Source organism: Nitrospira sp. CR1.1, from assembly GCA_014055465.1.
Classification (GTDB): Bacteria; Nitrospirota; Nitrospiria; order Nitrospirales; family Nitrospiraceae; genus Nitrospira_A.
Window position 1 is genome coordinate 101,490 of record WIAF01000002.1, and the last position, 20,944, is coordinate 122,433.

Here is a 20,944-nt window from a genome sequence, read left to right on the forward strand (position 1 = left end):
ACAGGCTAAGCGAGTTTTCCTTACAAATTCCCAGCAAGGCGCAGGGCCTGGCTTCCAACGTCGACGATGAGTCTTCGCCAATGATCATAGACATTGTCCGACAGGCCTCCCGGCTGCTGCTTCCGATGGACTGCACCACCTGCGCACAGCCTCTCACGGATGATCCGGTGCCGTTTTTCTGCCGCCCGTGCTGGGATTTGATTCGACCGCTCCACGGCCCCTCCTGCCCGCGGTGTCATCGTCCCTTCGCGTCGGCCTCTGCACTGGCCTACAGTCCGACTCACGAATGCGGGGACTGTCGCACTCGCGAACCGAACTACTCCCAGGTGTGGGCGCCTTATGCCTACTGTTCGCCGCTCCAGGATGCCATTGCCCTCTTCAAATACCGGGGAAGGGTCGCCCTGGCGGACGCGTTAAGCTCGTTACTCCTGAAGGCGCTCCCGGAGCGTCTGGAATTCGATAGGCTCATGCCCATCCCTCTGCATCCGAACCGACTGCGGCAGCGGGAATTCAATCAGTCGCTCCTTCTCGCAGACCGCATCGGTTCCGCTCTCGGACTGCCGGTATCCTATCGAAACCTGATTCGTACCGTCGATACCGACCCGCAGATTTCGCTTCCGCGCGCAGCTCGACTGCACAACCTCCGCAAGGCGTTTGCCATACGCGCGCCGCAGGACGTCGCCGGAGCGCGCATTCTCCTCGTCGACGACGTGTTCACCACCGGCACCACGGCGAGTGAATGCGCCAGAGTCCTGCTCAAAGCCGGAGCCAAACAGGTTGCGGTTCTCGCCCTGGCGCGTTCCGTGGACGCGGGGATGGTGCCGGACACGTGGCTGCCGCCATCAGCCATCAACCAAAAACACATTCAGCGAGCCTGACCCATGCCGATCTACGAGTATCGTTGCCGACAATGCGGAACACGCACCACGCGTCTGGTTCTCAACGCAAACTCTGTCCCGCAGCAGACCTGCGCCCGTTGCCAGAGCGCCGACATGGAACGGCTGCTCTCGCGATTCGCCTCGCCCAAATCGGAGGAAGCGCGACTTGAGGCCCTCTCCGACCCGAGCAACCTGGGAGGACTCGATGAAAATGACCCCCGAAGCATGGCGCGGTTCATGAAAAAAATGGGCCAAGAAATGGGTGAAGACCTGGGTGATGAGCTCGATGCCGCGATGGAGGACGGTCAATCGCCCCCGCCTGAAATGGACGGCACCGACTGTGATTGACCCACGCGGTCAGAATATTCTCTTGACAGGATTGTCCATGTCTCCTACCATCGGCAATGAAACGGAGGGAACCGCCCGTGTTCGCCGGAGAACATCTCTGTAAGGTCGATGAAAAGGGACGCTTCCTGATCCCCTCGCCCCTTCGCGAACGATTCCAATCCGAGGGCAATCAGGTCATGTTCCTGAAGAACACCGAGCAGACCCTGTGGATGTACTCCGGCAAAGAATGGGGACAGGTCCTGGAACGCACGAGAGCGACGCTAGATGAAGACCAGACCCGCCTGTTCATGCACCATGTCATGGCGCAAGCCGGCGCCTCCGACATCGACAAAGCCGGCCGGGTGTTGATTCCAAGCCGCCTCCGCAAGCTCGTCCCGATGGATGAGGATCAGGAACTCATCCTCGTGGGGATGTATCACCGCCTGGAGATCTGGGGCCCGTCGGAGTGGCGCCGGTATCTCACCAGAAACGAAGACCGGGCCGAGCAGGACATGGCTAAGATCCAAAATCTTCTATAGGCAGGCCCTTGCGCCGCGTGTCCCGTCCCCGACAATCTCCCGTTACGATCCGATCAACGTCCTTTAGGCCCCCGCCTCGGCAGGCCTTGCCTCAGGAAACACAGCCTCTTCTCCCGCAGCAATCCACCCGAAGCCGCCGTTCACTGCCGTTCGCCATTCCAACGTCCACCGGTCTGACCATTACCACGACCTCCATCACCCTCACCTTGCCGGTCCCGCCCAGCGTGAACCACCAGTACGCGACGGTGAACGGGCGTCGGCTACTCTCCGCCAAAGGACGTACGTATAAGGACTTCGTCGGGCAACAAATTCTGGTTGCGCTTGCCCAATCGCCCCATCGTGCTACTCTAAGACAGACCTTGCGGCAGGCGAGCCTTTCTCTCTCGATCCATTTTTTCTTCGCCTCTGCGCTGCGGCGGGATACTGACGGCGGGCTCAAGATCGCCCAAGATGCTCTGTGCGAGGGGCTTGGACTGAATGACAATCGAGTAGTCGAAACTCATCTCTACAAGCGCCAGGATCGCGATAATCCTCGCATGGAAATTCAGTTATCGGTGGCGCCCCCGTCGGGGCCAGATCCGTTTTTCCCCGCCTCAGTCAAGGCACAGGTCGCGGCAGTCTCCAGGCCGCCATTCGACAACGGGCAACACCGGTAGGATGGTCGGGTGATCCCCGCTTGACGTCCGCCTGTCCGGCGGCCAGCACGTGTTATGACATATCGACCCATTACAATTGATGCGCTCCGAATCGGCATGCATGTCGCCAAACTCGACGTCGCCTGGTTCCGGTCACCGTTCCTGCGCCACTCGTTTTTGATTCGAACCGACGAGCAAATCGAGAAGCTGCGACGCGCGGGAGTGACGCGCCTCAGTATCGATCCCACCCGCGGACTCGACATCCAGGACCCCGCTGCTCCTTCCCAACACCCGCTTCCTCTCACGCCCCAACCTGCGCCTTCGCAGACAGGGAAAGCAGCGGAAATCCGTTCCCTTGCCGCGATGACGCAAGAACTGCTGACCGCCAGGTCCGCGCGCGCCAAGCTCGAAGAATCCGTTCATAGCGCTTTCTCCCGTATCGCCAAGACCGGCATCGTCGATCCGGAAGAGGCCAGCCATACCGTCCACGCCATCAGCGCCGTGGCGCAAGCGCTGAATACCCATGCCTTATTCATGGTGTTCAGCCAAGGCCGGGAAGCCAATGCGCCTCTGAGTCAACATGCGCTCGCCACGTGCAGCTTTTCGATGATCCTCGCCCATGCCGCCGACTACAACTTACTGGCCATCCAGGAGTTGGCCACCGGCGCGCTGCTTCACGATATCGGCCTTCTACAGGTTCCGCCGGCGATTCTCCGGCGCGTTCACGACACCTCGACCACGCTCTCGGAACAGAACCGGCTGGCCTATGAGGCCCATGCGCGCGCGGGCGCCATTCTCTTGGAACGCCGGGGTGGATTTACCAAAGCGGTGGAACAGATTGTGGCGGAACATCATGCCTACTTGAACGGCAGTGGTTTTCCACCGGAAACGGGCGGGGCGTTCACGTCGGACATGACCCGGATTGTGATGGTGACGGATCGCTACGACGAATTGTTGACGGGCTTCGGCGGGGCCTCGCCGCTGACCCCGCACCAATCGCTCCAGCGGCTCTATCAGGAAGGTCAGGAAGGCCGGTATGAGAGCCGGCTGATCTCAGTATTCGTGAAAGTCATGGGCATTTACCCGGTCTACAGTTATGTCCTGCTGACGACCGGCGAACGTGCGATCGTCTCCGTCATCAATTCGGGAAAACTCCATCAACCCATCGTGACGATCACACACGATCCTTCGGGAGAGCCTTATATTGTCCCGCTCGTCATCGACCTGGCCAACCAGGATGAACAGGCGCCTCCTCGCGCAGTTCGTTCGGTGTTAGGTACGATCCCGGAAGAATTCCAACGGGCCTATCACTGACGCCGGTCCAATCATCCGTCACACCTCATCACGAAGACCGGACAACCTGAACACCGGATTTTCGTGAGGCCTATTCGTACCGAAGCGCTTCGATCGGATTCAGTCGAGCAGCTTTATTGGCGGGATAGAGCCCGAAAAACAGCCCGATGGCCAGGGAGAACAGAAAGGCCGTTACAACCGCATCGACCGAAATCATGGTCGGCCAGCCAGCAATCACCGTCGTCAGCTGAGCGCCGACGATGCCGACAATGACACCGATCATGCCGCCGAACAGACTCAGCGTCACGGCTTCGATCAGAAATTGAGTCAATATATGGATGCGTTTGGCGCCAACGGCCATACGCACCCCGATCTCCTTCGTCCGCTCGGTGACCGACACCAGAAGAATGTTCATGATCCCGATGCCGCCGACCAAAAGGGATACCGAGGCGATGGCGAACAGCATGACCGTCAGGGTGTGACTCGTGCTCTCTTGCACTTTTCCGATATCGACCTGCGTCCTGATCGTAAAATCATCCGCCTGTTCCGGCTCCAGCCGGTGCCGGGCCCGTAACGTCTCCCGAATGTGCTCCACAGCCTCGGGCAAGTCGGCGCTCTGTTCGGTGGAGGCGAACAGAGCGCCGACCGATCCCAGAAATTGGCTCCCGAACACCTTCCGTTCCGCCGTAGTGAATGGGATGAAGATCACGTCGTCCTGATCGCTTCCCTGGGCCGACTGCCCCTTCGGAGCCAGCACCCCGACGACTTGGAACGGCACATTCTTGATGCGAATCGTCGCCCCCATCGCTTCTTCGCCCGGCTCAAAGAGGTTTTCCAACGTGGTCTGGCCGATCAAGGCCACGCGAGCTGCGCTCTCCATATCCGTCTGGGTAAAAGGCCCTCCACTCGTGAACGACCAATCACGGATCGTGAGATAACTCGGGGATACGCCGTTCACGGGTCCATTCCAGTTACGATTCCCGTTGATGATTTGGATAATATCGCGCTTCGCCCAGCCGGTGTCGGATAACAGCGGACTCCGCTTTTTCAACTCTGCCGCATCGTTGATCGTCAAGGTCACCGCCCCGCCCTGCCCGCCACGGACACCGCTGACCGTCGTGGAACCCGGCATGATGACAATGACATTCGTCCCCATACTCGCCACCTGAGCCTGAACGGCCGCCCTGGCCCCCTGCCCGATACTGACCATGGCAATGACCGCCCCCACGCCGATGACGATGCCGAGCATGGTGAGACCGGCCCGCAGCCGGTTCCGGTTCAGGATTCGCAAGGCGGTCATGACGGTGAGTAGAACAAATGCCGACATGGATGGCCTAGCCCGCATGATTCCTAACGGTTCGTCGCGAAATCGCCGTGTTGCGTGGCGAGACCGGCGTGCGGAGCCGGGAGGACCCGAGGCGCACTCGTGCAGTACGATGAGAGTCCGGGAGGTGAGCCCGCCGACCGGAGGACCGTCGCAGCAATGAATCGGCAAGTGCAGCAGAAGTGCTCATGAAGCTTGCGGGCTACGTCACAACAGACAGGTGGGGCGAGCGCCGGACATCCTGCACGATCTGCCCGTCCTTCATGACGAGTTCGCGGGAGGCGTAGGCGGCGATATCGGGCTCGTGCGTCACGAGAATAATCGTGATCCCGTCCTCCCGGTTGAGATGTTCGAGGATATCCATGATTTCACGACTCGAGGCGGTATCGAGATTCCCCGTCGGTTCGTCCGCGAACAGGATTGATGGGGCGCCGACCAATGCCCTGGCAATGGCGACGCGCTGCTGCTGGCCGCCGGAAAGTTGAGCCGGATAATGCTGTTCCCGGCCGGCCAGCCCGACACGCTGCAACGCGGCGGCCGCCTGCTTCCGTTGTTCCTTGATGGAGACGCCGCGGTAAAACAGCGGCAACTGCGCGTTCTCCAGGGCGCTGGTCCTGGGGATGAGGTTGAAGTTCTGAAACACGAACCCGATCTGCCGATTGCGAAGATCCGCCAGCACGTCCGGTTTCGCGGTACTGACATCCAGCCCATCCAACTGATAACGGCCCTTCGAGGGCTGGTCCAGACAACCCAACAGGTTCAGCAGAGTGGACTTGCCCGATCCCGACGTGCCCATCACCGCGACAAACTCGCCGCGTTCGATCGTCAGATTGATGCCGCGCAACGCCTGCACTTCGACATCGCCGATGCGATACATCTTCCAGAGGTCTTCGCAGACGATCAAGGGAGCCACAGTGCCCTCACAAACGGGTATCGCCGGGACCGGTCACCAGGTGGACGTGCGATCCTCCACCATGAGGCCGCTTTGCACGATGCCCGTTGCTCAAATGAATGGTAGCCATCTGTCGATTCGACGACCATCGCGGGCGATGGTTTCCGCCGCAGCTACATCCCCCGATCCCGCCGCCCGCTACGCTGTTGCCCACCCCCGAAACCCGGTGGCAGCTCTCCGCCCTTGCGCTCACCCCGTGGAGACTCAATCCCGGTCACAACCTGGTCGCCCTCCTGGATTCCCGCAGCCGCAATTTCGACATACGACCGGTCCGATATGCCCATCTCGACAGGAACGCGCTCCAGTTCTCCCGCAGCGTCGAGCTTCCACACACCCCATTGCCGATGCGCCGGTTCAGCAGGAACACTTCCGGCCGTAGGCCTTCCGCCTGCACCGTCTCCATTCTTCTTCGACCCGGCCTCTCCCCTTTCTTCTCGAACCACCTTGGGAGGAACGAAGCGAAGAGCCGCATTCGGCACCTTGAGCACATTCTCCCGCTTGTGGACGACGATAGAGACATTCGCGGTCATACCCGGTTTCAGACGAAACTCAGGATTCTCGAATTCCACCACGACATCGTAGGTCACGACATTCTGAATATTAATGGGCGCATTGCGAACCTGACGCACCCGCCCCTGAAACGCTTCCCCCGGATACGCATCGACGGTAAACGACGCCGCTTTCCCATCGACAATGCCGCCGATGTCAGCCTCGCTCACGTTGGTATCGACCTGCATTTTGGTCACATCTTCGGCGATCAGAAACAGGGTCGGGATGGAGAAGCTAGCGGAAATTCGCTGGCCGACCTCTACGAGACGCGAAATCACCACTCCGTCGACCGGCGAACGGATCACCGTATATTTCAGGTCCAACTCGGCCGCTTGCAGCATGGCCTCCGCCTGCTTGACGGCGGCTTCCGTCACCTTCAATTGCGCGACCGCCCCCTCGGAAGCCGTTAACGCGACATCGACTTCATTCTGCGAAATAAATTGTTGGCCGATGAGCGACTTGGCTCGATCCAGTTCGCGCCGCCGCTGAGCGAGGTCGATCCGCGCCTTTTCCCACGCGGCCCTGGCATTGGCGAGGCTGGCGGCGGCCTGATCACGCCTGGCCTGGTAGGGGAATGGATCGATGCGCGCGACGACTTGGCTCGCCTTCACCTTGGAATTAAAATCGGCGTGCAGGCTCTCGATCATGCCCGAGACCTGGCTTCCGACCTGAACCGTGGTAATGGGATTGATCGTACCTGTTGCGGTCACCAGAGAGACGACCGTTCCGCGCTCGACGGGAACCGTGCGGTAGCGCACGGGAGCTTTCCGTTCGCCGTTGAAAAACACATACCCGGCGATGGCCAGGCCGAGCGCAAGCACACCGGCAATGATACTGACACGGCGCATGAACAGGCGTTCCTCTTCGCCAAGTACTGCGGCATTCTAGCAGAAAACAATTTGACGATGTCAGGCAGCGGTCCGCGATCTGGCCTTGCGGAGCGCGGCGGCACACATGAGAACGGCCGTTTGCCGGTAAGGGCAAACGGCCGTTCGGGTCAGGCTGTCCACCAGCGGTGGACCCACACACAGGCGACTAGGGACTGACGGTAATGCGATCCTTGATGTCGTCGAACACGTCCTTCGTGATCACGTTCTTGGCGACAAGCTCGCCCTTCACTCTGTAAGGACGGTTGCTCACGATACGGTCCGCCACATCCTGCGTAAGGCCGAGCGTAAGCACGAGATCCGTCGACGGCGCCTTGTTGATATTGAGCAGCGAGGCAGCCGGCGCGGGCGCATCCAAGGCGAGTGGCGCGGGGGCCGCCTTCGGTGACGAAGAACCGGCGACTCCGGGTGCTGCGGTCGACGCCGAAGACCCCATCCCCGACGACAGGGCTCGCGACCGCTCCTTCATCTCTTTCTGATACCGGGCAACCAAAGACTTCAATTGTTCATTGTGCCGGCGAGCCTCTTCATACTCTTGCTTGACGCTTCGATTTTGTGCGTTCAGCTGCTTGACCTTGTCTTCCAGTTCCTTGGTCCTGACGTCGATGGTATCGCGCTCTTTATCGCGCCCGTGCTGAATCCGTTGAAGCTCATCACGGGCAATCTGGCTTTCAGACCCGAACTTCGCATTCAAGTCCTTTAAGGTCTTGACCTGTTGCTCCAGGGCATTCTTCTGCGCTCGCGCACGCTCCAGTTCACCCCTGGTGGCATCGGCATCGGCAAGCGCCTCATGATATTTCTTGTCACTTACGCACCCGCTGGCGGCCATCGCGCTCATGAGCGCAAGCCCAGCCATCCACACATGCCTCATGCGACCCTCCCCTGTTCGATCTGGACCGATCGGACCTCTTCTGTCTTGTTGTGTGTATGCCATCAACTCCACTTTGTCAACAAGTTTGCCGATTGCGCAGCGCCGAGAAGACTCCTATCAAGAACGGACTGCCGCAACATTCAACAGTGCTTGACTGCCGGTGACCAGTCTGGGAATATGAGTGACTGTCTGTGACAACCACGCAACCAACCGCCGCATCCCACACACCGTCTCGTACACTATGATGAACTGGGGCCCGGAGCTCGCCGTTATTCTCGGCATCATTGAAGGACTGACGGAATTTCTTCCCGTCTCCTCAACAGGCCATCTCATCCTGGTGGGACATGCCCTCGGGTTTACGGGTGATATCGCTTCCAACGTGGAGATTTCCATTCAGTTGGGATCAATTCTCGCGATCATTGCTTACGAGCGCGCCAAACTTGCCTCGCTGGCCTCGCATGCGCTACGCGAGCAACGGGACTTTCGCTCGTTGATCGCCGGCCGGGGCACGAGATCCTGGGCGGCGACCATTCAAGAATCGATCACTGCCCAACCCAATCTCTGGTTCGTGATCGGACTGGGCCTGGCCTTTTTGCCCGCCGCACTGGTGGGATTCCTTGCGCACAAGTCCATCAAGGCCTACCTCTTTTCCCCGACCACCGTCGCGATTTCATTGATCGTGGGAGGTATCATCATTCTGGTGGTCGAACGCATGCAAAGCCGCGTGCGCGTGAAGGAACTGCTGCAGGTCACGCCCCGATCGGCCCTGTGGGTCGGCCTGGCTCAATGCGCCTCCCTGATCCCCGGCATGTCCCGTTCCGGCTCGACGATTGTCGGCGGCCTGCTGGCCGGGCTCGACCGGCGCGTTGCGACGGAGTACTCCTTCTTTCTAGCCTTGCCGACCATGATCATCGCCACCATCTATCAGATGCTGAAATCGCAGGCTTCATTCTCTCAGGATGACTATGTCGCCCTCGGGATCGGCTTGGTGGTGTCGTTTGTGGTGGCCTGGGCCGTGATCGCCGCCTTCCTGACCTACGTGCAGCGCCACAGCTTGAGTGTGTTCGCCTACTACCGTATGGTGCTGGGCGTGATCGTACTGTTAGTCGTCCGCTAGGACAATCAAGAACAAGGAGCCGAGTCAACATGGGAGAGCAGATGGACAGCGTCCACGTCTACGATACCTGGGTCAAGGGCAAGAACGGCAAACTCCACTTTGACGTGATGACCACAAGTCAGGAGAAGGCCTTAACGCTGGCCAAGCAATATTTGGTAGGCATCGGCGAACCCCAGGCCGAGATTACGCTCAAGGAATGCCAGTTCTGCCACAGCGAACCGCTCGTGATGTTTTCAGTCGAGCAGCAACGGCAGTTCCGCGAACAGGGCGGATTCATCATCACCCTGCCGGTGTAACGGGGAAAAATGAGGCGACTAGTTTGAACGCTGAATGTGAAGAGTTTCAGGACGCTCAAAAAGGCTGATCAGCAAGGCCGCAGCGAGAGAGCATGTGAGGCGTACCCTCAGCGGTACGTTGAACATGCGAGCGACGCGAGAACGCTGCTGGCGGGCTTTTTCAGCGTCCTGTCAGGAGGGGGGATTCTCGGACACCACCGGACTGTGCTCAGACTCCTTCTCCAACGCGAAGTGCAGGATCAGGAACACCACCCCGACCGTAATGGCCGAATCGGCCACATTAAACGCCGGCCAATGGTACCCGTTAATATAAAAGTCGAGGAAATCGATCACTTCCCCGTAGCGCAGCCGGTCCAATAAGTTGCCGATTGCTCCGCCCAGAATCCCCGCCACGCTCAGCCGCCCCATCCAGTCATCCTTCGGCATACGCACGAGAATCATCCCCAGTAAACCCACGGCGAAGATCGAGGTCAATCCGAAGAACACGAACCGGAATGAGCTACTGCTGGACGACAGGAAGCCAAACGCCGCGCCGGGATTGCGGATATAGGTAATACTAAACAGGTTGGTGATGACGGGAATGGACTCATGGAGCCGCATGGTCTCCATGACATAGACCTTGGTGGCTTGGTCCACTACCACGATCGCCAGGCTAAGCAATCCAAGCAGGAGATACCGGATAGATGGACTCACTGGACCGCCTCGATGCAACGATCGCAGAGAGTGGGATGGTCTGCAGAAGCGCCCACGGCCGATCGGTAGTTCCAACAACGTTCGCACTTCGCACCGGTCGCCTTCTCGACCGTGATCGCAAACCCGGAACTGCCAGGCACAGGAGCGACCGCATTGAGAACCACTTCGGACACGATAAAGAATGACGACAGATCCTGGCCGTAGCCCTTCAAGAATTCGTATGCGCTGGCATCGGCTTCGATGACGACTCGCGCTTCCAATGGCGCGCCGATCACCTTCTCGCGACGTTTGACTTCCAGCGCAGCCTGAGCGGCGGTCCTCACCTCGAGCAGCCGTTCCCACCGCTGCGCCAGCGTTGGATCTGCCCAGCGCGGATCAACCTCCGGGAACATGGCGATATGGACACTCTCAGCGTTCGCCTCTGCCCGCACAGACTCCGGCAACGTTCTCCAGATTTCCTCGGCGGTGAAACTCAACACCGGCGCCATCAATTTGGTCAACGCCACCACAATCTCAAACAGCACCGTCTGCGAGCCGCGCCGCAACGGAGAATCCTTGCGGAAGGTATACAAGCGGTCCTTCAGGATATCCAGATACACGGCGCTCAAATCGACGGAACAAAAGTTGTTCAGCGCGTGAAAGATCGTATGGAACTCAAATTCGTCATACCCCTTGCACACGCGCGGAATCAGTTCGCCCAGCCGCATGAGCGCCCAGCGGTCTAATTCGGGCAACTGCTCAAAGGGCACACGGTGCTGCGCCGGCTCGAAGTCATACAGATTGCTCAGCAGGAAGCGGCAGGTATTGCGAATCTTGCGATAGGCTTCAATCAGGTGATTCAGGATCTCCTGCGAAATTCGAAGGTCTTCGCGATAGTCCTGGGCCGACACCCAAAGACGAAGGATCTCCGCGCCCGATTGTTTGATGACATCCTGGGGGGCGACAACGTTGCCCGCCGACTTCGACATCTTTCGCCCGGCCCCGTCCAACACGAAGCCATGCGTCAGCACGGCCTTGTATGGCGCTTGATGATCGGTGATGACCCCCGCCAGTAACGCGCTGTGGAACCAGCCGCGATGCTGGTCAGACCCTTCCAGATACAGATCCGCCGGATACCAGCGGCGACTCTTCAACACAGCCGCGTAACTCACGCCGGATTCGAACCACACGTCCAGAATGTCGCGTTCCTTCTCGAATGCAGTTCCGCCACATCCGTCGCAACTGGTTCCGGAAGGAAGCAACGCGCCGGCCTGATTGGCAAACCAGTAGTCCGTGCCATGTTGGCCGATGAGATCCGCCACATGATCGATGACCTGGGGGTGGGCCAGCACCTTGCCGCATTTTACACAGGTAAAGCCGGGGATCGGCGTGCCCCAGACCCGTTGGCGTGACAGGCACCAATCGGGGCGGTTCTCGATCATCCCGTTGATGCGGTCACGGCCATAGGCAGGAATCCAGCGCACCCGTTCAATCTCCGCGAGCGCCTCTTTCCGCAGCTCATTCGTCTCCATCGAGACGAACCACTGCTCAGTCGCGCGAAAGATCACCGGCTGCTTGCACCGCCAGCAATGGGGATAGGAGTGCTTGAGTGATCCGTGGCCGAGTAAGCGGCCGTTTTCTTTGAGGCGTTCCGCGATTTTCGGGTTGGCCTTGAACACATGCTGGCCGGCGAACTCCGGAACCGCCTCGGTAAACTTCCCGCCATTGTCCACCGGCGCCAGAATTTCGAGTCGCTCTCCGACGCTAGCCTTGGCATTGTGATCCAACACCAGCAGATAGTCTTCCATGCCGTGGCCAGGCGCGATATGCACGCACCCGGTTCCCTGCTCCAACGTCACAAAATCTCCCAGGAGCAGCGGCGAAAGGCCCGTGGTTAGGGGGCGCTGGGTTTCCAACCCTTCAAATCCCTCGCGACCTTTTTTCACCGCGACGATCGTGTAGTTCGACAGACTGCAGGCCTTGGCAACCGACTCGACCAGCTTCTCGGCCATGACCAGCAATTCGTCCCCGACCTGCACAAAGGCATAGTCGATATCGGGATGAAGACAGACGGCCTGATTGGCCGGCAGGGTCCAAGGGGTGGTCGTCCAGATCAGGACGGAGGCGCTCTTCACATCGGCAGGAAATGCAAGCCCGCCGAATCTCTTGCTCAAGAGAGCCGGAGAATTCACCAACGGAAACTTCACATAGACCGAGGGCGACGTGTGATCGTCGTATTCGACTTCCGCTTCGGCCAGCGCGGTCTGATCTTGCGTGCACCACAAGACCGGCTTCAACCCTTTGTAGACCCCGCCTCGCTCCACAAACCGGCCGAACTCGCGGATGATGGTGCCCTCATACGCCGGATTCAACGTGAGATAGGGTTGTTGCCATTCGCCCAGCACACCCAGCCGCTGAAACTCCTCGCGCTGGATCGCCACATACTTTTCCGCATATTCCTTACAGAGTTTGCGGATCGCGAGCGCATCCAAGTCCCGCTTCTTATCCCCCAGTTCCTTCAGGACTTGATGTTCGATCGGCAGGCCATGGCAATCCCAGCCCGGCACATACGGCACCTGGTAGCCGGACATCGTCTTCGATTTGACGATAATGTCTTTCAGAATTTTGTTCAGTGCGTGACCGATGTGGATCCGCCCGTTGGCATAGGGCGGGCCATCGTGGAGGATGTATCGTTCACGCCCCTGACGAGATTCCTGGATCCGTTCGTACAGCCGTTCCTGCGCCCATCGGGCCAGCATCTCCGGCTCCCGTTGCGGCAGGTTCGCCTTCATGGGGAAGTCGGTCTTCGGCAAATTGAGGGTCGATTTATAGTCCATAGGTACTCACGCTGTCGGCTGACAGCCTTCAGCGATCAGCATATCAAGAGGTTACCGGCTTCGTCTCAGGTGATCGGATGGAATATACCGGAAGGAAGGGGGAACGCACCAGCCCTTTCACAGCAAGCCCCACGTAGAACAGCTGAATAACTGCGGCCAACTTTTACAGGATCGTCAAAAGCGTCTTCCGGCAAGACCGCAGCGAGCGAGAATGCGAGGCGTCACGTTCTTACCCGCCCGCCCTGCGCCTGCCTAGACAGGCGCTTTTACCCTTAGCGGTCCGTTGAACGTGCGAGCGACGCGAGAACGCCGGCGGCGGCCTTTCTCAACAGCTTGCTAGCTGAGAGCCATCATGCGGTCCAAAGCCACCTTCGCCCACCGCTTCTCATCATCCGGCACGACAATGTGGTTGACCACATGCCCATCGGCAAGGTTTTCCAGCGCCCAACAGAGGTGCGGAGCGTCGATGCGATACATGGTGGCGCATTGACAAACCGTCGAGGAGAGGAAAAACACTTTCTTGTCAGTCTGCTCGTGTTTCAACCGATTGACCAAATTCAGCTCAGTCCCGACCGCCCAAGTCGTGCCCGCAGGCGCTGCCGTGATCGTGCGAATGATATATTCCGTCGAACCCACAAGGTCGGCCTTGTTGACCACATCTTCATGGCATTCGGGATGCACGATCACCTTCACGTCCTGGTATTGCCTGCGAAAATAGTCCACATGCGAGGGCTGAAACATCTGGTGCACGCTGCAATGCCCCTTCCAGAGGATCAACTTGGCACGCAGAATGGCTTCCACCGAGTTGCCGCCGCGCGGCATGTAGGGATCCCAGACAATCATCTGCTCGCGCGGGATGCCCATTTTATTCGCCGTATTCCGGCCCAGATGCTCGTCGGGGAAAAACAGAATCTTCTCGCGCCGCGCCCAGCTCCATTCGATCACCTTGCGTGCGTTCGACGAGGTGCAGGTCAGCCCGCCATGCTCGCCGCAGAAGGCCTTCAAGATCGCCGCAGAGTTCACGTAGACCGCCGGCATAACCGTCTCTTCCACCGGCACCACCCGACCGAGTGCATCCCAGCACTGTTCGACCTGTTCAATCGCCGCCATATCGGCCATAGAGCAGCCCGCCGCCATGTCAGGGAGAATGACGGTTTGGTTGGAGCGGCTCAACACATCAGCCGTTTCCGCCATGAAGTGCACGCCGCAGAACACCACATAGGGACGATCGGAACGCTGCTCGGCGACTTGCGCCAATATCAGGGAGTCGCCGCGAAAATCGGCGTGCTGAATCACTTCATCGCGTTGATAATTATGGCCGAGGATCATCACCCGGTCACCCAGCGCCCGTTTGGCCGCACGGGTCCGTTCGAAGAGTGCTTCGGCAGACAGAGACTGGTAATCGGTAATAGGACGCGGAAGCGTGGCGACCGTTTTCACCTGCAGCCTTTCGGTTGAGTCCATCCCCTGTGTCACGAAAAGACACGGCCTTGCTAATTCTACGACACCCTCTCGCGGCTACGCAATGAAATGAGTCGGAGCAGATGGCCTCTTCCCTAGCGAAGCTTCCAATATCTTGGCCGACGGCGGCCGTGCGCAATAGCCACCACCTGAACGGAGTCCTTCACGACTCGGTAGACCAACTGGAAGGGAAACCTGCGAAAGAGATACCGGCGAGTTCCATGCACAAACAGGGTCCAGCGTTCCGGAGCAAGAGAGACGGCTTCGATGCCGCGGTCAGGTTCAGCCAAAAACCAATCCGCAGCGGACTGACTTTGCGCGACATACTATTGCAGAGCAGCTTGAGCTTCCTCAACAGCGGCAGGATGAAAAACGACAGATAGCCCCGGTATCAGAGGCCGAGTATCTTTCGACGGGCATCGCTCCAGGGAACGAGATGAGGATGTGACGAATCGAGGCCCTCAAGGCGGCGGGCGATTTCCTGCTCCCACTCCATTTCAGCATCGGCATCAACACACATATCCAGGCTGTCCAACAAGGACCCGGCCATCGCCGCGCGGACTTCTGGCGGAAGCTTCAGGGTCGCCTCTAACAGTCCGGTTGCTTTAGATCCCATGGTTGAATGTTAGCAGAAGGAGTGAAAGCCGGAAAGCCTGCCTTGTGCACCGATGGTTCAGGCCGGCCACGAAGCATCATGTGCTCTCATGGTCACGACTACATGAGAAGAAAAGAAATCGGTGCAGGTGATTGCTCGGCACGATGCCTGCCTGATCTCAAGACTAAGCCTTGCCTGCTCAAGGCCCGTCAACTCGCTGGCAACCGCCTCAAATAGAACAGGTATCGCCATTGGCTTCCAAACGTAATGGCACTTGCTGCGGCAAGTCGCGCACTCATGCAGCGTGGCTTCACAATTGAGCAGCGTAGACTACTGTGGCACTCGGAGGAACGGAAGCGATGTCCGAAGTGCAAAGTGCCGCTCAATTGGAATAATTTTACTATTGACCATATTAAACCTCATGCGCTTGGTGGAAAATCGCATTTATCAAACGCCGCACTGATGTGTCGGGAATGCAACTCGAGGAAGGGGAAAAACTGAAACCTCAGATTTCATTATCTTGAAGCGCCCAAAACCTTCTCCTCGTCGCTTCAGTCGGACCCGAGAGAACACCTATAATGAATAGTCGCTGTGTCATAGACTGACACCTTATGCGATCGAGCGGGTGGTCCCAGCCGTTCCCAAAGATCATTCTCCCGAACTACTGCGGCAGCGGAATCGTCAGCCGAACCCCTCCCATAACATCCTCCGGCTTGAAATCTTTCTTCCGGCTATTGTGATGGAAATTATGGCAGCCGATACAAGACCGGGATGCTGCTGACACTTTAGGGTTCAATCGGGCAGTCCGACAAACCGCTCACAGTCAGCGGGCCGGTGCCTCACGGCATCGGCCCGCTTCTCTACCGCTCCGGCCGGCCTAGCGAGAGACCGGCTCCTGCTCCTTGAGGCTCGACAAGGCCTCTTTGATCACCCTCATGGTGTGCTCGATATCACCATTTTTCTCACGTTTGGCATCGCGTTTAACATCGCGCGGCTCCTTCTTCAGCACCGCCCCATGCTCCACCAGTGCCGCTCTGAACCGGCCCAGATAGTATTCATAGTCGGTCCGTCCCAAGGTCGCGATCGCCTGCTCTTTTTTCTCGAGCAATGCGCTCGTATAGAGCTGCCGTGCCTCCTCAATTCGAGGAGCAGATCGACGGAGACGGCCTCCGGCCTCCCTGGCGGACGCCATCTCCCCCATTCGATCTCCCATGTCGAGCACCTTGTAGTCTTTGGCCAGCGGCCCGGCCAGAGCCACCCGCGCATGGTAGGCCACGGCATGATCGCCGAGCCGGTCGTTCACCTCTCTGAGCGTGTCGTTCCCCCGACGGAGTACGGCGCTCCCGTCGAAATTGAGGATGCGGCCGACGTCATCAGAGAAAAAGTCCTGTGCGAGGAACTCTTCGTCGTAACCCCGGGGAGGAGCGACACGGATAATCAGGGTGTCAGAGACAATGTCCTCCTTCTCCATATGCAGGGCGATCTGGATGGTGTAATAGCCCGGTTCGGCAATATCCCACCCGTTTCGCCCCACAGAGATGAACAACGAATCGGTGACAAACTCGCCGGGCATCACGACCTGAGCCTGCTGGTCGTGGCAATACCGCGCAAAGGGCAGGTACTGCCGCGCCGGCTTGTCCCGCTTCTTGACGATGACGGTCATATGATCCGTCATGGACAACAACTCCTTCTCCAGCACCAGTGGACGCGACCCGATATTGGTCAGCTTGAGCTCGAGCACAACCGGTTCAAGGAATTGGTAGGTGGCATGCGCTCGATCGACGCGAAGATTGAGCTTCAGCGCAGGCTCCGGGGAAGCGCTTGCCTGCTCGAATCCGTGGTGGTCGAACCAATCGGCGTTTCCCATCTGCACAAACCGCTCCGGCGCATGGCGCATGAACACCAATTCGTTGTCGCTGAATCGATAAACGAAATCGGAGAAAAACGCCGTCTGCCCGCCCGACACGTTATACGGGTAATTCATGAAGCTGCGGGCTTCCGGCTCGTTCGCCAAGGGAATCCACGGGGTGCCCCAGTCCGGCGGATGTTGTTTCTGCCACGAATGCGCCAGGTTAAAAGCATGTCCCATTTCGTGGCACGCCGTCCAGAACCGCATCCGCGCGACCCACGCCGCCGGGTTGGCATCGCCGGTCGGCGCCGTGGAGATGAAGGATTCGTTAAACATCGCTGTCCCCTGACGATGATTCGGGCCGATGTCGTCGAACATGATACCGCCCAGGCTCGTGCCTTGTTCATGCAGCTTGGCGAAGAACACCCACAGCGACCACTGGGCCTTACCCGCAAATCGCGACCAATAGACCTGCATGGCATCATGCATTTCGTTGTCGCTCCAACGCGCGTTCGCGCCCGCATCGCCGATGGGAACGATGCTGTCGCTGCCCGACTTTCGCACCTCGAACCCGACTCTTCGATAGACCTCCTCGATGCTGAGCGTTTCACTCGGCAAGGTGGCCGGGCGATTCGGATGGTCGTGGGTGCCGATGTGTGTGGTTGCGGTGACACCGGTGGCGCAATCGAACTCGAATTCAACCTGCCGGAAGTACGGTGATTTGAACGCCAGCGTTCTCGTGCGAACCGACGTGCCGCCTCCTGAAAGCCGGACCACGGCTTTACGCTGGCTGGACAGAAAGGTTGCCGTCGTGGTGATCTCGACCGTCGTATAGGGGAAGCCGGCGACATCGCCATCCTTGAACCAGATCGAACCGGTCCAGGCGTTCGGCCCGGAGGCGGTGAGACGGGCAATCCAGTGGACACGTTTGGCCAAGACGCCATAGAGCGTTCCGCTGGCCATCATCTGCGGATACCGTCCATCGACATCGAGACGGAGTTCCTCGCGAAGCAAACCCCAGGGCAGGAGTTCCTCAATTTGCCAGGGAGCGGCTGATGTGGGCACGCTGCCCGGCAGCGGCTGAGCGATCGGAATGGGCTGAATCGGCAAGGGGCCAGGCGCCGGAATGGGCGGCGTCACAATCCGGGATGCCACATATAACCCGCTCACTCGGATACGCGGCGGCCAGGGAAGAATGGGGATGAGAGGCTCAACACCGGAACGAGCAACTTCAGATGCTTCGACAAGATACTCCTGATCGATGTGGTCTTGCTCTTTCATACTCTGCCTCCTGTTCTGATGAGTCGCAACCCTCATGCGTCACTGCCGACCCGGCACGTCTCGTCACAGGTACCCGAACGGTTCGTGGGACGTTCTCCAGACCAACTTTCCTTCGGGTGTGAGGGACAGGCCGACATAGGTCGGACGATCCACCGACACCGATTGGCGTTGAGTCACCCCCCGCTTGCCCAGCACCACCTCCACCACGACCGGACTGCGCGTCACATCGACGTCCACAGAACCGGCGTATCCGGTTTGTCGCCGTGTCGTAAGGTCCGCATTCGCCAAGGCCTCCCGGGCATCCACCGTCACACGCACGTCGTCGTGATGAAAGCCCTCCTGTAGAGCGATGTGCAGCAGCACGGGACACCTCGTTTGAAGCGTAGAGTTGTGGCAGTTGTACGGGGGCGCTACGACAGTCTATTGAGAGCAAACCGTGTACCGCATTCGACGCCGGCGCACTCCACGCATGGAACAAAAAACAGGTATTTGGAAGTCTGTGAAATATTGCGTATCCGACCCGCCGCCCGCGGGCCGGCACTCAGGTCACGGCATCCGTTCCCGTATCCGATACGATACGAGGGCGGTATCTGATGCGATACACGCGCGCAGGACATACAGCACATGCTCACGGTGCTTCGCGATGCATACCGTGAAATGATGTGCGAAGGAAAACCTTCTCGCCCCGGGTGCGTCCGGTCTCCTGCCATCCCGTGCTCCCGACTCGTCGCACCGACAACATGCCGTGACGCATCTTCCGCCGCATCGTTCAGAATCGTCTGGATGGTGAAATCGCAGCCATAGGGACCGGGAGTCTGTTCCCGGCTGTCCGTTGCGCTTCAAGAAGGTGAGTCGTTACCGGTCCGCTGAATCAGTCTCGGTGACCAAGCGGTCGGGGTAGGGTGGTCCATGGGCGGAATTGCCGGATGTTGGATCGAGACACAGGCCGACCATGCTCGGTTAACCCGCTCTCGTTGTCCGATCCTCGCCGCCTAGTGAGACAGCGGAATCGTGAGCAGAATCCCTCCCATCACGTCCTGCGGCTTGAAATCCTTTTTCGGACTATTGGGATGGGCATTGTGGCAGCCGATACAAGACTGGGATACCGCTTTGTCTGCATAAATGGCTTGAAACACAGGAGTGCCGCCCTCGGCAGTCACAGCGGTATAGGGTTGATCGGGATTCACGAGAATTTCCGTCAGGCCGGCCCGCTCAAAGTCGGTCATCGGCCGGTTCTTGGTATTGATCGCCCAATTGCTGATCAACCGGTATTGCAGCCCGTTTCGCCCTGCCGCCACAAGCCGCCCGGTTTCCAACAAATATTGAGCCGGAAGGGGAAGCCGGGACGTCTCCCGCCAGTTTTCCGCGGCAAAAGCAATCCCGCGCATCTGCATCCGCTCAACGACATCCGTCGTGTAAAATGTGCGATCCGCCTGGATGACGCTATGCAGATACTCGGCCACCGCCCCTGCCTCGATGCAGGTGGGCCGCCCGCCCTCCTTGCCGGCGGTGGCAAAGCCCCCCTGCCCCATCAGGCCCATCACCCCCGCGCCCAGAACCAGGCCCAGCCAAAAACCTCTCCCGTTCATGATGTGCCTCCATTTCTGTAAGCGCAGTCCATCATGCACCCTTGGAGAAAATCTTACGCCTGTAGAATCAGCAAAGCGAGCGCTGAGCGTGCTCACCGGCATATGGAATGGCGTGCCTTGCGACTCGGAAGCGAGTAAGATAGCTCCGATGAACTGGGGATAGTCCTCAGAGACAGAGAGGAGACGGAACGATGACGCATCTCACGACCACTCTTGGCGGATTCGCTTTTCTGCTAACTCTCGGACTCATCCCGAATCCCATCCTCATCGGCGCGCCTCCCGCCGCCCGCGCCGACTCGCTGAAGGCGAAACCCGGCGCCTGGGAAATGACCTTTACAACCCAATCAAGCGGGATGCTGGTGCCGCCGGACGTCTTGGCCGCCATGCCGCCAGAACAACGGGCCAAGGTCGAACAGTCGATGCAGGCGCGCGCCGGCAAGCCAACCATCCATTCCGTCAAGACGTGCATCACGAAGGAGGACCTGGATCAACATCGCATCATCAAGGAAAGCGATGACGACGAGCCAGGCTGTCACACCACCGTCTTGTCGAAGTCGGCCGGCAAACTGGTCCTTGAACGCACCTGTCCTCCACCACACGCTTCCACCTCGCGGATAAGCGTGGAAGCGCAGACCCCGGAGACGCTCATGGGCAGCATGGATACCGACCGCCCACGCGCCGGAAAAGTCCATCTCGACATGAAAGGCCGCTGGATCGGAACAAGTTGTAGCGGCATAGCCGATTGAGGCATCGGGCCACATGCCCCATGAGGCCCCTCAGTTACTAGGCCTTCCAGAAGATTGACTTCGCCCTGGTAGCTCGGTACGATCACCAACGACAGCTAGGGGTGCCATCCGGCTGAGAGTCCGAGCGATCGGACGACCCTCACAACCTGACCTGGGTAATACCAGCGTAGGGAAGCGACCGGTTCACTGGCTTCGTGATCGCTTCAAGCCGCACCCAAGCTGGATGCGGCTTTTTTATTTGGTCGT

21 protein-coding genes and 1 riboswitch are annotated in these 20,944 nt (G+C 59.1%); of the genes, 9 read left to right on the top strand and 12 right to left on the bottom strand.

Annotation, left to right across the window (positions count from 1 at the left end; genetic code table 11):
* Window positions 1–80: 80 nt before the first annotated feature.
* From GDA65_05070 to GDA65_05090, 5 genes are read left to right on the top strand one after another with little or no spacing between them, the layout of a single operon-like run.
* Window positions 81–878 carry a ComF family protein gene (locus GDA65_05070; protein MBA5862062.1) on the top strand — a complete coding sequence of 266 codons (798 nt, stop codon included), beginning with the start codon at window positions 81–83 and terminating at the stop codon, window positions 876–878.
* 3 nt (window positions 879–881) lie between these two features.
* The gene (locus GDA65_05075) at window positions 882–1,226 is read left to right on the top strand and encodes a zinc ribbon domain-containing protein (GenBank protein MBA5862063.1); all 345 of its coding nucleotides are present in this window, start codon (window positions 882–884) and stop codon (window positions 1,224–1,226) included.
* Between the two features lie 56 nt (window positions 1,227–1,282).
* Window positions 1,283–1,744 (top strand): hypothetical protein, encoded by a 462-nt coding sequence (locus tag GDA65_05080; GenBank protein MBA5862064.1) that lies wholly within the window; start codon window positions 1,283–1,285, stop codon window positions 1,742–1,744.
* Window positions 1,741–2,400, top strand: a complete 660-nt coding sequence (locus GDA65_05085; protein ID MBA5862065.1) for a RusA family crossover junction endodeoxyribonuclease — start codon at window positions 1,741–1,743, stop codon at window positions 2,398–2,400. The genes GDA65_05080 and GDA65_05085 overlap by 4 nt, the downstream gene beginning before the upstream one ends.
* A gap of 54 nt (window positions 2,401–2,454) precedes the next feature.
* The gene (locus GDA65_05090; protein MBA5862066.1) at window positions 2,455–3,693 is read left to right on the top strand and encodes a DUF3391 domain-containing protein; all 1,239 of its coding nucleotides are present in this window, start codon (window positions 2,455–2,457) and stop codon (window positions 3,691–3,693) included.
* A gap of 70 nt (window positions 3,694–3,763) precedes the next feature.
* Here GDA65_05090 and GDA65_05095 read toward each other — a convergent pair whose 3' ends face one another.
* From GDA65_05095 to GDA65_05110, 4 genes are all read right to left on the bottom strand, one after another.
* Entirely contained in the window at window positions 3,764–4,999 is a 1,236-nt protein-coding gene (locus tag GDA65_05095; protein MBA5862067.1) for an FtsX-like permease family protein, read from the bottom strand.
* A gap of 199 nt (window positions 5,000–5,198) precedes the next feature.
* On the bottom strand, window positions 5,199–5,873 hold the full coding sequence (locus GDA65_05100; protein ID MBA5862068.1) for an ATP-binding cassette domain-containing protein: 675 nt from the start codon (window positions 5,871–5,873) through the stop codon (window positions 5,199–5,201).
* 188 nt (window positions 5,874–6,061) lie between these two features.
* On the bottom strand, window positions 6,062–7,345 hold the full coding sequence (locus tag GDA65_05105) for an efflux RND transporter periplasmic adaptor subunit (protein ID MBA5862069.1): 1,284 nt from the start codon (window positions 7,343–7,345) through the stop codon (window positions 6,062–6,064).
* 187 nt (window positions 7,346–7,532) lie between these two features.
* Window positions 7,533–8,318 carry a hypothetical protein gene (locus GDA65_05110; protein ID MBA5862070.1) on the bottom strand — a complete coding sequence of 262 codons (786 nt, stop codon included), beginning with the start codon at window positions 8,316–8,318 and terminating at the stop codon, window positions 7,533–7,535.
* A 181-nt stretch (window positions 8,319–8,499) separates the two neighbouring features.
* On the opposite strand from GDA65_05110, the gene GDA65_05115 reads away from it, so the two are divergent.
* Both GDA65_05115 and GDA65_05120 read left to right on the top strand, forming a co-directional pair.
* On the top strand, window positions 8,500–9,372 hold the full coding sequence (locus GDA65_05115) for an undecaprenyl-diphosphate phosphatase (GenBank protein MBA5862071.1): 873 nt from the start codon (window positions 8,500–8,502) through the stop codon (window positions 9,370–9,372).
* Window positions 9,373–9,413: 41 nt separating this feature from the next.
* On the top strand, window positions 9,414–9,668 hold the full coding sequence (locus GDA65_05120) for a DUF2024 family protein (GenBank protein MBA5862072.1): 255 nt from the start codon (window positions 9,414–9,416) through the stop codon (window positions 9,666–9,668).
* 171 nt (window positions 9,669–9,839) lie between these two features.
* Here the strand turns inward: GDA65_05120 and lspA are convergent, their stop codons facing one another.
* The 5 genes from lspA to GDA65_05145 all read right to left on the bottom strand — a co-directional run bounded on the left by lspA (window position 9,840) and on the right by GDA65_05145 (window position 15,254).
* Window positions 9,840–10,361 carry a signal peptidase II gene (lspA, locus tag GDA65_05125; GenBank protein ID MBA5862073.1) on the bottom strand — a complete coding sequence of 174 codons (522 nt, stop codon included), beginning with the start codon at window positions 10,359–10,361 and terminating at the stop codon, window positions 9,840–9,842.
* A complete protein-coding gene (gene ileS, locus GDA65_05130) occupies window positions 10,358–13,177 on the bottom strand; it encodes an isoleucine--tRNA ligase (protein MBA5862074.1) in 2,820 nt (939 codons plus the stop codon). Before ileS ends, lspA begins: the two co-directional genes overlap by 4 nt.
* A gap of 336 nt (window positions 13,178–13,513) precedes the next feature.
* Window positions 13,514–14,617, bottom strand: a complete 1,104-nt coding sequence (gene nadA, locus GDA65_05135; GenBank protein MBA5862075.1) for a quinolinate synthase NadA — start codon at window positions 14,615–14,617, stop codon at window positions 13,514–13,516.
* Between the two features lie 116 nt (window positions 14,618–14,733).
* Complete coding sequence (locus GDA65_05140; protein MBA5862076.1) at window positions 14,734–14,928, bottom strand: hypothetical protein; 195 nt, start codon at window positions 14,926–14,928, stop codon at window positions 14,734–14,736.
* A 101-nt stretch (window positions 14,929–15,029) separates the two neighbouring features.
* Window positions 15,030–15,254, bottom strand: coding sequence for an addiction module component, family protein (locus GDA65_05145; GenBank protein ID MBA5862077.1), 225 nt, complete (start codon window positions 15,252–15,254; stop codon window positions 15,030–15,032).
* A 276-nt stretch (window positions 15,255–15,530) separates the two neighbouring features.
* Here GDA65_05145 and GDA65_05150 point away from each other — a divergent pair, with 276 nt between their 5' ends.
* Entirely contained in the window at window positions 15,531–15,734 is a 204-nt protein-coding gene (locus tag GDA65_05150) for a hypothetical protein (GenBank protein ID MBA5862078.1), read from the top strand.
* A 376-nt stretch (window positions 15,735–16,110) separates the two neighbouring features.
* On the opposite strand, the gene GDA65_05155 is transcribed toward GDA65_05150, so the two are convergent.
* The 3 genes from GDA65_05155 to GDA65_05165 form a co-directional block, all read right to left on the bottom strand.
* Complete coding sequence (locus GDA65_05155) at window positions 16,111–18,363, bottom strand: hypothetical protein (protein MBA5862079.1); 2,253 nt, start codon at window positions 18,361–18,363, stop codon at window positions 16,111–16,113.
* A gap of 63 nt (window positions 18,364–18,426) precedes the next feature.
* Window positions 18,427–18,726 carry a hypothetical protein gene (locus tag GDA65_05160; protein ID MBA5862080.1) on the bottom strand — a complete coding sequence of 100 codons (300 nt, stop codon included), beginning with the start codon at window positions 18,724–18,726 and terminating at the stop codon, window positions 18,427–18,429.
* A 629-nt stretch (window positions 18,727–19,355) separates the two neighbouring features.
* On the bottom strand, window positions 19,356–19,952 hold the full coding sequence (locus GDA65_05165) for a DUF3365 domain-containing protein (GenBank protein ID MBA5862081.1): 597 nt from the start codon (window positions 19,950–19,952) through the stop codon (window positions 19,356–19,358).
* A 191-nt stretch (window positions 19,953–20,143) separates the two neighbouring features.
* Here GDA65_05165 and GDA65_05170 point away from each other — a divergent pair, with 191 nt between their 5' ends.
* Window positions 20,144–20,698: a DUF3617 family protein gene (locus GDA65_05170; protein MBA5862082.1), complete on the top strand. Its 555-nt coding sequence runs from the start codon at window positions 20,144–20,146 to the stop codon at window positions 20,696–20,698.
* Between the two features lie 87 nt (window positions 20,699–20,785).
* Window positions 20,786–20,888, top strand: a riboswitch (TPP riboswitch).
* Window positions 20,889–20,944 lie beyond the last annotated feature (56 nt).

Bases quoted from the DNA above. Each gene is read 5' to 3' on its own strand.
- GDA65_05070 (MBA5862062.1), top strand. From the start codon at position 81: ATGATCATAGACATTGTCCGACAGGCCTCCCGGCTGCTGCTTCCGATG.
- GDA65_05075 (MBA5862063.1), top strand. From the start codon at position 882: ATGCCGATCTACGAGTATCGTTGCCGACAATGCGGAACACGCACCACG.
- GDA65_05080 (MBA5862064.1), top strand. From the start codon at position 1,283: ATGAAACGGAGGGAACCGCCCGTGTTCGCCGGAGAACATCTCTGTAAG.
- GDA65_05090 (MBA5862066.1), top strand. From the start codon at position 2,455: ATGACATATCGACCCATTACAATTGATGCGCTCCGAATCGGCATGCAT.
- GDA65_05095 (MBA5862067.1), bottom strand. From the start codon at position 4,999: ATGTCGGCATTTGTTCTACTCACCGTCATGACCGCCTTGCGAATCCTG.
- GDA65_05100 (MBA5862068.1), bottom strand. From the start codon at position 5,873: ATGTATCGCATCGGCGATGTCGAAGTGCAGGCGTTGCGCGGCATCAAT.
- GDA65_05105 (MBA5862069.1), bottom strand. From the start codon at position 7,345: ATGCGCCGTGTCAGTATCATTGCCGGTGTGCTTGCGCTCGGCCTGGCC.
- GDA65_05110 (MBA5862070.1), bottom strand. From the start codon at position 8,318: ATGGCATACACACAACAAGACAGAAGAGGTCCGATCGGTCCAGATCGA.
- GDA65_05115 (MBA5862071.1), top strand. From the start codon at position 8,500: ATGAACTGGGGCCCGGAGCTCGCCGTTATTCTCGGCATCATTGAAGGA.
- GDA65_05120 (MBA5862072.1), top strand. From the start codon at position 9,414: ATGGACAGCGTCCACGTCTACGATACCTGGGTCAAGGGCAAGAACGGC.
- ileS (MBA5862074.1), bottom strand. From the start codon at position 13,177: ATGGACTATAAATCGACCCTCAATTTGCCGAAGACCGACTTCCCCATG.
- GDA65_05145 (MBA5862077.1), bottom strand. From the start codon at position 15,254: ATGGGATCTAAAGCAACCGGACTGTTAGAGGCGACCCTGAAGCTTCCG.
- GDA65_05150 (MBA5862078.1), top strand. From the start codon at position 15,531: ATGCAGCGTGGCTTCACAATTGAGCAGCGTAGACTACTGTGGCACTCG.
- GDA65_05155 (MBA5862079.1), bottom strand. From the start codon at position 18,363: ATGAAAGAGCAAGACCACATCGATCAGGAGTATCTTGTCGAAGCATCT.
- GDA65_05165 (MBA5862081.1), bottom strand. From the start codon at position 19,952: ATGAACGGGAGAGGTTTTTGGCTGGGCCTGGTTCTGGGCGCGGGGGTG.
- GDA65_05170 (MBA5862082.1), top strand. From the start codon at position 20,144: ATGACGCATCTCACGACCACTCTTGGCGGATTCGCTTTTCTGCTAACT.